Source organism: Streptomyces sp. HSW2009 (assembly GCF_040240285.1).
In the GTDB taxonomy this organism is placed as follows: domain Bacteria; phylum Actinomycetota; class Actinomycetes; order Streptomycetales; family Streptomycetaceae; genus Streptomyces.
Map to the genome: position 1 here is coordinate 1 of NZ_JBEHZD010000036.1, position 13,101 is coordinate 13,101.

A 13,101-nucleotide genomic window follows, 5' to 3' on the forward strand; every position below is an offset into this window, starting at 1 on the left:
CCCCCGGCGCCCCCCCCCCCCCCCCCCCCCCGGCCCGCCCCCCCCGCCCCCGCCCCACCCCCCCCCCCGCCCGCGGCGGGGGGGCGGGGCGGCGCCGCGCGCCCCCCCCCCCCCCCCCGCGCGCCCGCCGCCCCCCCCCCCGGCGCCCGCGCTCCTGGACCGGGCGGCCGGCGTGCCGCGGACCGCGGCCGAGCGGGCGGGGGCCGGCGATGCGCTGCGCCGGGCGGACGAACTGCGCGAGGCGCTCACCGAACCGCCGGAGTAACCGGCGGCGGGATCGCCGGGCCAGGGCGGGCAACCGGGACGGGCGGCCGGGGGCCGGCGCTCACACCGCGCTCGCGCCCGCCTCGTCGACCAGTACGAACGCGGTCTTGCCGTCAACGGCCTCCCGGATGATGTCCGCGTGCCCGGCGTGCCGGGCGGTCTCCTGGATGAGGGTCAGCAGAATCCACCGCGCGCTGCGGTCCCGGTCCTGCGGGTACCAGGGCGCATCGGGCAGCGTGACGACCACGTCCAGGTCCGGCAGCGAGCGGATGTACGCGTCGGTCTGCCGGGCGACCCGCTCGTAGAAGTCCAGCAGCCCGGCCAGCGTCTCGTCGCCCGTCGCCGCGAACGACTCGTGCCAATTCTCCAGCGTGCGCTGCGTGGTCTCCTCCGGGCGGCCGGCGAGCGTGCCCATGATCCAGTTCTGCTCCACCTCGGCCAGGTGCTTGACCAGACCGGACAGCGACAGCTCGCTCACCGTGGGCCGCTGGGCGGCCTGCTCGTCGGTGAGCCCGAGCACGGCGCGACGGATGGCGCCGCGCTGGGCGTCCAGGTAGTTGAGGAGCGCGGTGCGCTCGTCGCCACGGGGTTCGGCGTCAACGAAAGTGGGCATGTGGTCCGCCTTCCTCAGGGGGCCGGGGCGCTGTCCCGGCCTCGATGAAGAACACGTTAGGGACCCTTGCGGACAGCTTCGGTCCGCAAGGAACGGTTCGTACGACACGGGTCCGCGCATTCCCTCCGGCGGCCCACCGCGCCCTGCGTCAGACTCCGGGAACGGGGCGGCCGGGGACGGCACGGATACGGGGCCGGGGCCGTAAGAGGGGTCGGGGCCGGGGCCGCAAGACGGGAGCGGGGTCGTACGGGGCGGCCTGCGCGGCAGCGGGTTCCAGGCGGCGGCCGGCGGCGCGGCACGGCCCCTCGGTCCGTCGCGGCAGGCGCTCCGACGTGCGGCGGATGCGCCCCGGGCCGAGGGGAAAGGGTGCGGCGGCCGGCAGTGAAAGGGGGCCCTGGCCAGCGGGCCCCGGACGGCGCGGGAACGGCGGGAACAGCGGGGAACGGTGAGGGCAGTGGGGAACAGTGGGGGCAGTGCGCGACCGGTGGGGAGCGTCGGAGCGCTGCGAGGGGCAGCAGGAACGGGTGGGCGGCGGGGGGGGCGGGCGTCAGAAGGGGAAGACGCTGCGGCCGTGCTGGATGGAGATCCACTTGGTGGTGGTGAAACACTCCACCATCGCATCGCCGTTGAGCCGCCCCAGCCCGGACAGCTTCTCGCCGCCGAACGGGACGATCGGCTCGTCGTGCACGGTGCCGTCGTTCACATGGATCATCCCGGTCCGCACCCGGCGCGCGAGCCGTACGCCGCGCTCCACGTCACCGGTGTGCACCGCGCCGCTGAGCCCGTACGGCGACTCGTTGGCGATGCGCAGCGCCTCCTCCTCGCCGTCGAAGGGGATCAGCATCACGACGGGGCCGAAGAACTCCTGCCCGTACACGGCGGATTCGGTGTTGATGTCGGTGAGGACGGTCGGCTCGACGAGCGTGCCGCGGGCGGTGCCGCGCAGCAGGGCGCGCGCGCCGTCGGCGATGCTCTGCTCCACCATGCCGCTGATGGCCTCGGCCTGGCCCTCGTTGATCAGCGGGCCGATGTGGGTCTGCGGGTCGCGCGGGTCGCCGACCTTGAGGCTCTTGACCTTGGCCACGAACTTCTCGGTGAACTCGCGCTCGACGGCCCGGTCCACGAGCACCCGGTTGGCGGCCATGCAGACCTGGCCCTGGTGGACGAAGCGGCTGAAGACGGCCGCGTCCACCGCGTAGTCGACGTCCGCGTCGTCCAGGACGATCAGCGCGCTGTCGCCGCCGAGTTCCAGGACGGTGCGCTTGAACCCGGCCGCGGCGACCGTGGCCACGTGCCGCCCGACCTTGTCGGAGCCGGTGAAGGAAATCACCTTCGGCACCGGGTGCTCGATCAGCGCGTCACCGATTTCGGCGATGTCGGTCACCACCACATTGAGCACGCCCGGCGGCAGCCCGGCGTCCTCGAAGACCTTGGCGACCAGCCCGCCACCGCAGATCGGGGTGTTCTGGTGCGGCTTGAGCACCACCGCATTGCCGAGCGCGATGGCCGCGGCGACCGACTTGACGGACAGCAGGAAGGGAAAGTTGAAGGGGCTGACGACGCCGACGACGCCGACCGGCTCCCGGTAGACGCGGTTCTCCTTGCCGTCGATCGGCGACGGCAGAATGCGCCCCTCCGGGCGCAGTGCGAGTTGCACCGCCTCGCGCAGGAACTCCTTCACGATCTGGAGTTCGAACGCGGCTTTGCGCTGCGTCCCGCCGACCTCGGCCGTAATGGCGTCGGCGAGTTCCGTCTCGCGGTCCTCGATGATGCGCAGCGCCCGCTCGAACACCAGCCGCCTGGTGTACGGGTTCACCTCGGCCCAGGAACGCTGCGCCCGCTCTGCGGCGCGGTATGCCTGGTCGATCTCGTCGGCCGTGGCGATGGTGATCGAGGTGAGCTTCTCGCCGTCGTACGGATTGAAGTCGACGATGTCCCACGAGCCGCTCCCGACCCGCCACTCGCCGTCGATGTACTGATAGGCCAATTCGGAGAAGTAGGACATGCCATCCCTTATCTGAAGGCCGGGAGGCTGCTGGCCACCCGGGGGCTGGGCGGGGTCTCCTGATGGACTGTCATCGTAATGAGCGCTCACATCAGTTGAAGACGGGACCTCAGCAAATCCCGTGTTTTTGCCGGAGAGAGACTGTCGTCGCGCAGCCGCTCCATCGCCCGGACGTATTGCGTCACTTCTTCCCGCTTGTCGAGATAGAGCGCGCTGGTGAGCTGCTCCAAATAGATGATGTCCGGCAGATCGGGCTCCGGGAAGCGCAGCATGGTGAAGGCACCGCTTTCCCCCGAGTGCCCGCCGAAGCTGAACGGCATCACCTGGAGCGTGACGTTCGGCTGCTCCGAAACGTCCAGCAGGTGCCGCAGTTGGGTGCGCATCACCGTGGCATCGCCATACGGTCGGTGCAGCGCGGCCTCGTCCAGCACCGTGTGGAAATGCGGGGCGCGCTCGGAGACCAGCAGCTTCTGCCGCTCCAGGCGCAGCGCGACCCGCCGGTCGACCTCGGAGGCACACGCGTCGCGCTGGCCGCGGGTGACCACGGCGTGCGCGTACCCCTCGGTCTGGAGCAGGCCGTGGATGAACTGGACCTCGTAGACGCCGATGTGCGAGGCGGCACCCTCAAGCCCGACGTAGGTCTGGAACCAGCCGGGCAGCACGTCGCCGTAGCTGTGCCACCACCCCGCCACATTGGCCTCCCTGGCGAGCCCGAGCAGCGCCGAACGCTCCGCGTCGTCCGCAACCCCGTAGAGGGTGAGCAGGTCCTCGATGTCGCGTGCCTTGAAGCTCACCCTGCCCAACTCCATGCGGCTGATCTTGGACTCGGAAGCACGGATCGAATAACCAGCCGCCTCACGCGTTATGCCGCGCGACTCGCGCAGCCGTCGGAGCTGAGAGCCCAGGAGGATGCGGCGTACAACCGATCCACTCGACTCACTTGTGGCCATTTCCGTGACCCTCCCTGTACGTTCCGTACCCTCGCGGGTACGTCCCCCACGGACCCCCGGCCGCGAAGTCTGCCACTTCTAGGCTCCGTTGAGTGCCCATCTCGTTACCGAAGCGCGGGACGGACGCAAGTGGCACCAAGAAGAATTCCTTGCTAACGCGCCCACTTCATCGCAAACCGGCCACGTGCACGTGCATCTGCCCTTGCATCTGTCCCGGTCATTGGGAATCCTGGAACTCGCGCACGTGCACGCTGTTTGCAGATCCAGCCAGGGTCGTCACGGCCACGAATGCCAGGAGTGCCTCGCATGGGGACCAGAGGATCGACCATGGTCGAGCCGTTATGGCGGGGCCTTCCTCCCATCGACCCGTCGGCTCTTTCACACTCTGCCTCGTGCGCTCTGGCGGCTCGCTACGACGCCGTCAAGGGCGCGCGTGAGTTCACCCGAGCCACCCTGCACGGCTGGGACCTGCCCGATCTCTTCGACGACGTGGCACTGGTCGTATCCGAGCTGGTGACCAACGCGCTGCGCCACGCGCTGCCGAGCGAGGACCGCGAGCCGATCGCGTCCTCCCCAGAAGCAGGCCATGGGGCCGGTCACGGGGGCGGCCCCATGGCCGTGACCGAACCGGCCGTACGCCTGCATCTGATGCGCTGGACGTCGCGGCTGGTCTGCGCGGTGCGCGACCCGAGCGAGGTCAGCCCGGTCACGGGCGACACCTCGCTCTTCCCGGAGCTGAACGGAGCGGCCGAATCCGGCCGCGGCCTCTACCTCGTCGAGTCCTTCAGCGACAGTTGGGGCTGGCACCCGCTGGCCGGCACGCTGCGCGGCAAGGTCGTCTGGGCCCTGTTCCAACTGCCCCGCGGCGAAGGCTGAACCGGGCGCGCCACCGACGCACATCACGCCACCGCGGCCGGGCAGCCGCGGTGCGCTCTGTCGTGTCCCGCCGTGCCGTGGGCGTGCGCCGACGGCGCGATCGGGCGCCGGCCGCGCCGGGGCGCCGAAGTTGGCGCATATGACTACGGAAGCCCCGTCCGGTCCGTGCGGGGGCGCCCCGCGCCCCCCCCGCGGGCCCCCGGGGGGGGGGGGGGGCCGGGGGGGGGGGGGGGGGGGGGCCCCGGGGCGCCCCCCGGCGGGGCGGGGGGGGGGCCCCGCGGGCGCGAGCGGGCCCCGGCCGCGCGGGGGCGCCTAAGTGGGCGAATATCCCGCCCCCCCCCCCGCCCGGCCCGGGGGGGGCCCCCCGGCCCCCCCGGGGCGGCCCCGGGTCGGCGGTGGGGCACGGCGGTTCGGCGGTGGGTCGGCCCCTGGTCCGACAGCGGGTGGGTCAGGGGGCGGCCCCTGATCGGTGCGGGGTCGGCGGCTGAACCGGTCGCCGCCGGGCGCCTCCCCCGACCGGTGGACGCACACGGAGCGGCAGCCACCCGATGGGGCGACGCGGTGCGGCTGCTCCGTATCCCGCACCGGCCCCGCCGATCCCGCGCCGCACGCCAATTTGCGCACCCTGCGCGGCAGGTCATGCACCCTGTCGCCGCCCGCGCCGCGCCCGGCGCCGCGAGGCCCGCCGTACGGCCCTGGGATTGCGCGCCGCAGGCGGCGGGCCGGCGCGGTGGCCGTCCAGCAGGCGTAGACGCCCGTCGGAGTGGGCCTGCGCCATGACGACCGGTCCGCGTCTGCCCCGCGCCCTCAGGCCACGCCCGCCCGCCGTCCACCGCCCCCTGGCGCCCGCACCGCCCCGCGCTGCGCCCCACCGGCCACACCCCGTCGCCCCCGCTCCCGACCCCGCCGCCTCTGCCCCGGCCTCCGCTTCCGCCAGCGCGCGGGCCGCCGGGGCCGCGGAGCGGAGGGGCCGCCGACGGGCCGAACGGAAGGCCGACCGGAAGCCGAGCGGAGGCCGCGCGGGCGCGCCGCCCGGCACCTACCGAAACGGCCGGTACCGGGCGGGTGCGGCGGGAGGTTGTGGGCGGGTGCGGCGGTGGGGCGCTTACGGGCGGCGGCGGGGGCTTCGGCGCGGCTTGCGTGCGGGGCGTTGGCCGCGGCGGTACGTGCCGGTGCCTTGGGCACGTCGGTACGTACGGGCCCACGGCACTGCGGGGCCGGCGGCTTGCGGCGGCACGGAAGGCGGCGGGGCGTACGGCACCGGGGCCGGGCCGTGGGGCGGCGGCCAGGAGGAGTGGCCGGCCGGAGCGGGAGACCCGGGCGGGCCCGGGCGCGGCGGGGGAAGGCCAAGCGGGCTCAAGGCTGGGCCGGGCCGGGGGACGGTGGGGGGAACCCAGGATGGGCCCGGGGTGAGGGTAGGCACTCGGGCCGAGGGTGGCGGAAGCCGGGCGAGCTCAAGGCTGGCGCGGGCCCAGGGCCAGGGCGGAGAAGCCAGGTCGGGTCAGAGTGGGCGAAACCAGACCGGCTCAGGGTGGGAGAGGCCAGACCGGCTCAGGGCGTGGGAAACCCATGGGCTCGGGAAAAGGAGCTGGGTCGCGGGCGGTATCTGGGGGTGGGTGGGGAAACGGGCGCCCCGCGCGCGGGGGGGTGCGCGGCGGGGCGGCGTTCGGCAGCGGTCCGGTGGATTCCGCCGGCCCGTGGGCATTCATCCGCCCCACGGGGCGGCGCGTCCACACCAGGGCGGCGGAGGCACCGGAAACGGTCAATCACCCACCAGGTGGTCAAACTCCCCGTCCTTCACGCCCAGCAGCATCGCCTGGATCTCAGCGGGCGTGTAGACGAGCACCGGACCGTCCGGATAGCGGGAATTGCGCATGGCGACGTTTCCGCCCGGCAGCTTCGCGAATTCCACGCAGGAACCTTGCGAATTGCTGTGCTGGCTCTTCTGCCAGACGGCCCCCGGGAGGTCCGTCGCCGCCATGCCGTTATACGCGTGGTGCACAGAACTCTCCGTGGGTGATTGCAGTCGTCAACTACCCCGGATCATAGTCCCGTTCATCTGCTGCTGCATGAGCGGATGCACGTGCACGTGGCGTACCCGAATGATCACCGTGAGCCGTAAGGCAACGACATCACCTCGCGGGCGTTGTTGATCGCCCACGTCAACTGCCGCTGCCGGCAGGCCGAGACGCATGCCCCCGGCGGCTACGGATCTTGCCACGGTCGGAAAGGAACTTACGGAGCAGGTCGGTCTTCACGCAGTCGATATACGAGACGCCAAGCATGTCCAAAGGGTTGGTCTTCCGCTTCAGTTTTTTGTGTGGATGCGTGGATCGAGCCAGGGGAAAGAGCGGTCCTTTCGGGAGAGTTCGGACGAATTCCGCGACGCCGACGAGCGGAACGGATGGGTTCCGGAGCTGCCATCGGTAGCGCTCCGCGGGGGTAAGTGCAGGGGCGCGCACACCGCGGGGTCATGGCGCGCTCAGGGGCGCGTCCGGTTGTTCTCACGCACCCCGCGGGGGATATCGCGGGTTCCGGAGCGAACCCCCGCGGGGCCGGAATCCCTAAGTCCAGCACTGGCCGTACAGAGACGCGTACGCCGGGTGCGATCGCATTCACAACCGGAAGTGAATGGGACCGCCGACCGAGGTGGGTATCGCCGGCATGGGCACGTGAATCGCGGGTAAACGAGAGCGAATTCAGAGAACGGGGTCGAGAAGTTCATCAAACACACCCGGCGGGGAACGCCGGGGCGTGGGCCGGCCCCCGCATTCGGCGTCCCGCCGCACCCCACCACAAGGAGCACGGCCCCGTGCGCCGCCCCCGTTCCGGAGAGCGGAACACCGCCGGGCCCATCGGCGGGGCGGGGCGGTGGATGGGTGGGTTGATGGGCAGGGCGGGTGGGTTCGGTGGATGGGTCCAGGGGGCGGGCTCGGTGGACGGGTTGGCGACCCGGTCGGCGGCCCGGCCGCCCCGCGCCACCCCGTGCCGCCGACGGCCGACGCCGGACCGGCCTCCCCCAGAACGCTGCCCGAGCCCGGACCGCCCCTCCCCAAAACCCCGCCCAAGCCCGGCCCGAACCCAGACCCGAACCCAGGCCCGATCCCCCTCCGCCCCTGGCCAGAGGCCAAGTGGCACCACGTATTCCGTTTCTCGCCACGGGATTGTCAGACCCCCCTGCAAGACTCTTCCCATGAGATGGGCGGTGGCAGAGACGGATGACGGGGGTGTTCGTCTCTGCCCCGTCGATGACGCGGGCCGGCCCAGTGGGCCGGTCCGCGCCGCGCGCGACCTCGCGACCGCGGTGCGCGAGCGGCCCGAGGTGACGCGGTGGGTGTGGCGCTCCACCGCCGAGGCGTACGGCCCGTTGCTCGCCGCCGGCGTGCGCGTCGAGCGGTGCTATGACGTGGAGGTCGCCGAGACGCTGCTGCTCGGCCACGCGGGCCAGTGGGGGCGGCAGCCGCGGTCGCTGGCCGCCGCGTGGGCGCGGCTGCGCGGGCTGCCGGTGCCCGCCGATCCGCCGGTGCGCACGGCCGACACCCAGCCGTCGCTGTTCGACGCGGGCCCGGTGCCGCTGCCGCCCGGCACCGACCCGCTGACCGCGCTGCTCGCGGTCTACGCCGACCAGTTGGCGCGTACGGCGGCCCTCGCCCGGCCGGCGCGCATGCAGTTGCTGATCACCGCCGAGTCGGCCGGCATGCTCATCGCCGCCGAGCTGCGGCGGGCCGGCCTGCCCTGGCGCGCCGACGTGCACCGGGAGCTGCTCGACGAGTTGCTGGGCGAGCGGTATCCGGGCGGGCTTGAGCCGCGGCGCCTCGCGGAGCTCGCGGACGAGGTCTCCCGGGCCTTCGGCAGCCGGGTCCGCCCCGACCTGCCCGCCGAGATCGTCAGGGCGTTCGCCCGGGCCGGCATCAAGATCGGTTCCACCCGGGCGTGGGAGCTTCAGGAGATCGACCACCCGGCGGTCGCGCCGCTGTTGCAGTACAAGAAGCTCTACCGGCTGCACACCGCGCACGGCCGGGCCTGGCTGAAGGCGTGGGTGCACGAGGGCCGGTTCCGCCCCGAGTACCTGCCGGGCGGCACCGTCTCCGGCCGCTGGACCACCAACGGCGGCGGGGCGCTCCAGATCCCCAAGGTGGTGCGGCGGGCGGTGGTCGCCGACCCCGGGTGGCGGCTGGTGGTGGCCGACGCGGAGCAGATGGAGCCGCGGGTGCTGGCCGCGATCTCCCGGGACCGCGGGCTGATGGAGGTGGCGGGCAGCACCCGCGACCTGTACGCGACGCTGTCCGACCGGGCCTTCGCCGGCGACCGCGCGCAGGCGAAGCTGGCGCTGCTCGGCGCGATCTACGGGCAGACGTCGGGCGACGGCCTCAAGCACCTGGCCGCGCTGCGCCGCCGCTTCCCGGCCGCGGTGGAGTACGTGGACGAGGCGGCCCGCGCCGGCGAAGAGGGCCGCCTCGTGCGGACCTGGCTGGGGCGCACCTGCCCGCCGGCGTCCGACGGCGCGGACGCGGAGTCGGGCGAGGCCGGGCTGCCGCAGGAGGACGACGGGGAGCCGGTCGGGTACGGCGGCGGGGCGGGCGCGCGGGCCCGCGGCAGGTTCACCCGGAACTTCGTCGTCCAGGGCAGCGCCGCCGACTGGGCGCTGCTGATGCTGGCCGCGCTCCGCCGCGAACTGGCGCCGCTCCGCGCCGAGCTGGTCTTCTTCCAGCACGACGAGGTGATCGTGCACTGCCCCGAAGAGGAAGCCGCCCAGGTCAGCGCGGTGGTCCAGGCGGCGGCCGACCTGGCGGGCACGATCGCCTTCGGCGACACCCCGGTGCGGTTCCCGCTCTCCCCCTCGGTGGTGGCCTGTTACGCGGACGCGAAGGAGTAGGGCATGCCGGGCGGGGCGGAGGCCGCGGAAGCCGGCGGGCGGGCCCGGGCGCCGGGCGGGGCGCGGATGGTGGTCATTCGGGCGGCGTAGCACAGCGCGCGGTGCGCCTCGTGAGCTCGGACGATGAGCACGAGGGCCGTCGGCGGCGGCCCCGGTGCCGGCCGGTCGGACCGCATGAAGGAGTGACCCGTGAGCCTCAGCCTCGAACACCTGCGCCGCTGTTCCGTCGCCGTGGACCTCGGCGCCGCCCGGACCCGGGTGTACGTCAAGGATGGCGGGCTCATCGTCAACCAGCCGACCGTGGCGGCCGTGAACACCCGCACCGGTTCGCTGATCGCCGTCGGCACGCTCGCCGAGCGGATGACCGGCCGTACGCCCCGGCACATCCAGGTGGTGCGGCCGGTCAGCGGCGGCACCGTGGTCGACATCGACATCGCCCAGCGGATGCTGCGGTTCTTCGTCGGCGACAAGGTGCGCCGCGCGTGGCGCCGCAAGCCGCTGCTGCGGGCGGCCATCTGCGTCTCGCACGACGCGGACCCGCTCGCCCAGCGCGCCGCCGTCGAGACGCTGGCCGGGCTCGGTGCGCGCCGGGTGGAGCTGGTGGACACGCTGATCGCGGCGGCGGTCGGCTGTGGGCTGCCGGTGGCGCAGCCGGAGGCGACGATGGTGGTGGTGTGCGGCGCGACCACCACGCACATCGCGGTGCTCTCGCTGGGCGCGATCGTGGCCGCCGAGAAGGTGTCGGTGGGCGGCGACATCATCGACCGGGCCGTGCTCGAACACCTGCGGACCCGACACGAACTGCTGCTGCCCGGGCAGACCGGCTTCCCGCTGCACGAGGTGTTGCGGAACGCGGACCCGGCCGCCGGTGGCGCCGAGGTGCACGGCCGCGACGTGACCACCGGACTCGCCAAGTCCGTCCGGGTGGACACCGCCGACGTGCAGGCCATCGTCCGTTCGCCGCTCACCGGCGTGCTGGACGCGATGCGCGGCGTGCTCCGCCGCTGCCCGCCCGACCTGGTGGCCGACCTCGCCGACCGGGGCATCGTGCTGGCCGGCGGCAGCGCCCGGCTGACCGGGCTGCACGAGATGCTGGCGCAGGGCACCGGCATGCACGTCCACATCGCCGAACGGCCCGACCTGTGCGCCGTCGAAGGGCTCGGCTCTCTGATCGAAGGCAAGGTCTCCCCGGCGGACCTGGACCCCCTGGCCCACTGACCCCACCCCGTACGCGCCGCGCCCGTACGCCCCGCCGCACGCGCCGTCCCCGTACGCGCCCCGCTCGTACGTGCCCCCGCCGTACGGTCACCCCGTACGCGCCGCGCCCTTACGCACCCCTCGCCGTACGGGCGGGACGCAGCCCACCCCGATACGCGGTGGTGCCGTACCGAGGTGCTCCCCCGAGTGCTGCGTCCCGCCCGGTGGTGCGATGGTGTGCGCGGTCGGCCGCGCGGGGGGGGCGGGCCCGCCCCCCGCCCCCCCCCGCCCCCGCCCCCCCGGGCCCCCCGGGGGGGGGGGGGGGGGGGGGGGGGGGCGGGGGGGCCCCCCCCCGCCCCCCCCCCCCCCCGGCCCCGGCCCGCCCGTACGCAGGCCGTCCGGACGCGGGCCGCCGGTACGTGGTCCGCCCCCGGCACCCCCCGCCGGCGGTGGCCCGTACCGGGCGGGCCGCGTCCGGTGGTCAGTGCTTGGTCGGGAAGAGGCCGAGCTTGGCCTTGCCGCCGGAGACCGACTTCACCCAGAGCTTGAGGTTGTTGAGCTGCACATAGCCGCCGGGGCTGGTGTCACCGCTGAGGTAGACGCCGCCCGAGGTGGCCGAGAAGCCCACGGAGCGCGAGTTGACGTGGGTCACCTTGACCTTGCCGAACCCGAACTTCTTGCCGTTGACCTTGATGGTCTGGGACTTCTTCACGGTGATGTTGCACCGCCCGTCGTAGCAGGGCCCCTGGCCCGCGCCGGGTGCGGCGGGGGCCAGGACGCCGAAGCCGAGGGCGCCGGCCATCGTCAGGGTCGCGGCGGTGGTCGCGGCGCGCCGGTGCAGTCGCGTGCTCATCGGTTGGACCTCCAGTCCTCGCGGAAGTTCCGCTCGACACTTCTAACGCGGCACGCGCGGGACCCCTCCGGAACATGAGCCTCCGCTTCACCCGTTCGGCGGCGCGGCCCCGCGTACGGGGAACTTCCGTGGGGTGCCCGGGGGTTCTCGTGGTGATTTCAAGCCCCGATGCGTAAGCGCGCAAGGAGACGATCATGGCCCTGTGGGACCGGTTGAAGGACTCCGCCCAGACGATGCAGACGCAGTTGCAGGCGAAGAAGACCGAGTTGAAGAGCGGGGCGTTCCGGGACGCCAGCATGGCCATGTGCGCGCTGGTCGCGGCGGCCGACGGCTCCGTCGACCCGTCCGAGCGGCAGCGCGTGTCGGCCCTGATCGCTTCGAACGACGTGCTCCAGAACTTCCCCGCCGATGACCTCCAGCGCCGGTTCGACGACTACGTCAACCAGCTCACCAGGGACTTCGCCATGGGCAAGGTGAGCGTCTTGCAGACCATCGGCAAGGTGCAGAAGAAGCCGACCGAGGCCCGGGCCGTGATCCAGATCGGCATCGTCATCGGCGGCGCCGACGGCGACTTCGACAAGACGGAGCAGGGCATCGTCCGCGAGGCGTGTTTCGCGGTGGGCATCGCGCCCGCCGAGTTCGACCTGGAGTAGCAGGGGCCGGCGCCGTCCGCCGCCGGGAGGTGGCGACGGCAGCGGGCGGGGCGGCCCGGGGGGGGGGGGGCGCCCCCCCCGGCGGGGGGGGGCCCGGCCCGGGGGGGGCGCCGCCCCCCGCGGGGGGGGGGCGCGGGCGGGGGGGGGGGGGGCCGGGCGCGGGGGGCAGCCCCGCCGAGGGCCGTGCCCTCAGCCCGTCATGCCCTCAGCCCGCCGCGCCCTCGGCCGTCGTGTCCTCAGGCCGTCATGCCCTCAGGTCGTCGTGTCCTCAGGTCGTCGTGTCCTCAGGTCGTCGTCTTCGCGCCGCCGCGCCGGGCCAGGTCGCGGCCGATCAGGTAGTGGAAGGGGCGGATGGCAGCGAAGTACCACTTGCCGGGCGCGCCGTTGTAGCGGACCACGGTGCTGCACGCCCCCTCGGGGCCGTGGGCGCCCTCGCGTACGGCGAAGGTCACCCGGTAGCTGAGGTGCTTGTCGTCCTTGCCCGCCATCACCTCGGTCTCCGACACGTCGATGACGCGCATCGGGCCGAGCCAGGCGCCCGGGGTGATCTCGGTGGCCTCCACGTGGCCGCCCTTGAGCCCGAACGGCTTGACCGCCTTGTCCCGCAGGGTCATCAGGGTGGTGATCCACTTGGGCGGCGAGGTCATCATGGCCTTGGCGAACTGTGCCGACGTGGTGCCGGCCGCCACGTCCACCGCGACGGTGCCCACGTGGTCGACGCCGCCCAGGCTGTTCGCCCCGGTCTCGCTCACCGCCTCGGCCGTCTTGCGGACGACGGGTCCTCGCGCCATGTCGCTCTCCTTCTGCCTGTCGG

The 13,101-nt window shown here is 73.6% G+C and carries 10 protein-coding genes and 2 pseudogenes; 5 read left to right on the forward strand and 7 right to left on the reverse strand.

Annotated elements, in window-relative coordinates; translation table 11 throughout:
• A pseudogene (locus tag AAHZ94_RS04985) lies at positions 1–265 on the forward strand (hypothetical protein); the annotation flags it as partial.
• Positions 266–325: 60 nt separating this feature from the next.
• Here the strand turns inward: AAHZ94_RS04985 and AAHZ94_RS04990 are convergent.
• The 3 genes from AAHZ94_RS04990 to AAHZ94_RS05000 all read right to left on the reverse strand — a co-directional run bounded on the left by AAHZ94_RS04990 (position 326) and on the right by AAHZ94_RS05000 (position 3,832).
• Positions 326–877 (reverse strand): DinB family protein, encoded by a 552-nt coding sequence (locus AAHZ94_RS04990; RefSeq protein ID WP_349990839.1) that lies wholly within the window; start codon positions 875–877, stop codon positions 326–328.
• Positions 878–1,424: 547 nt separating this feature from the next.
• The gene (locus AAHZ94_RS04995; RefSeq protein ID WP_349990841.1) at positions 1,425–2,882 is read right to left on the reverse strand and encodes an aldehyde dehydrogenase family protein; all 1,458 of its coding nucleotides are present in this window, start codon (positions 2,880–2,882) and stop codon (positions 1,425–1,427) included.
• 86 nt (positions 2,883–2,968) lie between these two features.
• Entirely contained in the window at positions 2,969–3,832 is an 864-nt protein-coding gene (locus tag AAHZ94_RS05000; protein ID WP_349990843.1) for a Sco1979 family transcriptional regulator, read from the reverse strand.
• A 306-nt stretch (positions 3,833–4,138) separates the two neighbouring features.
• Between AAHZ94_RS05000 and AAHZ94_RS05005 the strand changes: the two genes are divergently transcribed.
• Positions 4,139–4,708: an ATP-binding protein gene (locus AAHZ94_RS05005; RefSeq protein WP_349990845.1), complete on the forward strand. Its 570-nt coding sequence runs from the start codon at positions 4,139–4,141 to the stop codon at positions 4,706–4,708.
• A 1,762-nt stretch (positions 4,709–6,470) separates the two neighbouring features.
• Here AAHZ94_RS05005 and AAHZ94_RS05010 read toward each other — a convergent pair.
• Complete coding sequence (locus AAHZ94_RS05010; RefSeq protein WP_349990847.1) at positions 6,471–6,710, reverse strand: DUF397 domain-containing protein; 240 nt, start codon at positions 6,708–6,710, stop codon at positions 6,471–6,473.
• A 104-nt stretch (positions 6,711–6,814) separates the two neighbouring features.
• Positions 6,815–7,050: pseudogene (gene rpsR / locus AAHZ94_RS05015) on the reverse strand (30S ribosomal protein S18).
• An 851-nt stretch (positions 7,051–7,901) separates the two neighbouring features.
• Here rpsR and AAHZ94_RS05020 point away from each other — a divergent pair.
• Together AAHZ94_RS05020 and AAHZ94_RS05025 are read left to right on the forward strand one after the other, a co-directional pair.
• Positions 7,902–9,584, forward strand: a complete 1,683-nt coding sequence (locus AAHZ94_RS05020; RefSeq protein WP_349990849.1) for a bifunctional 3'-5' exonuclease/DNA polymerase — start codon at positions 7,902–7,904, stop codon at positions 9,582–9,584.
• Between the two features lie 189 nt (positions 9,585–9,773).
• Positions 9,774–10,802: a rod shape-determining protein gene (locus tag AAHZ94_RS05025; protein WP_349990851.1), complete on the forward strand. Its 1,029-nt coding sequence runs from the start codon at positions 9,774–9,776 to the stop codon at positions 10,800–10,802.
• Between the two features lie 460 nt (positions 10,803–11,262).
• Here AAHZ94_RS05025 and AAHZ94_RS05030 read toward each other — a convergent pair whose 3' ends face one another.
• On the reverse strand, positions 11,263–11,634 hold the full coding sequence (locus tag AAHZ94_RS05030) for a hypothetical protein (RefSeq protein ID WP_349990853.1): 372 nt from the start codon (positions 11,632–11,634) through the stop codon (positions 11,263–11,265).
• A 194-nt stretch (positions 11,635–11,828) separates the two neighbouring features.
• Here AAHZ94_RS05030 and AAHZ94_RS05035 point away from each other — a divergent pair, with 194 nt between their 5' ends.
• Positions 11,829–12,287, forward strand: coding sequence for a tellurite resistance TerB family protein (locus tag AAHZ94_RS05035; RefSeq protein ID WP_349990855.1), 459 nt, complete (start codon positions 11,829–11,831; stop codon positions 12,285–12,287).
• A 284-nt stretch (positions 12,288–12,571) separates the two neighbouring features.
• Here the strand turns inward: AAHZ94_RS05035 and AAHZ94_RS05040 are convergent, their stop codons facing one another.
• Complete coding sequence (locus tag AAHZ94_RS05040) at positions 12,572–13,078, reverse strand: DUF2867 domain-containing protein (RefSeq protein ID WP_349990857.1); 507 nt, start codon at positions 13,076–13,078, stop codon at positions 12,572–12,574.
• Positions 13,079–13,101: the final 23 nt, after the last annotated feature.